Annotated in this window: 1 protein-coding gene; it reads right to left on the bottom strand. The window is 58.9% G+C overall.

The genetic code is table 11. From position 1 onward, the window contains the following. The coding region (locus PKI34_12990; protein HNS18723.1) for a hypothetical protein at positions 1–265 on the bottom strand (265 nt) is incomplete at both ends.

The raw sequence follows: 265 nt of genomic DNA, 5'->3' as shown, positions 1-265 counted from the left end.
AGGGGCGCCGGTGATGGACAGGATCATGGAGGAAACGGCATCCGGGCAGGTTCCTGCACCCGTTGCAGTCAGGGTCAGTTCAACAGATCCATTCACAATATCGTCGGCACCCGGATAATAGGCCGGGTTAAGGATCGTATCGTTGTCAAAGGTGCCTGTGCCGGAGGTTGTCCAGAGCAGGGACGTATAGTTTTCTGCCCAGGCACCGGACAGCAGCAGCGTATCGCCCTCGCAGATGGCTGTCGTGTCGCCGGCATACGCCATG

It is taken from the genome of Bacteroidales bacterium (genome assembly GCA_035342335.1).
In the GTDB taxonomy this organism is placed as follows: Bacteria; Bacteroidota; Bacteroidia; order Bacteroidales; family JAGONC01; genus JAGONC01.
The sequence above is the reverse complement of the archived record's forward strand: the minus strand, read 5'-3'. Positions and strand labels throughout refer to the sequence as shown.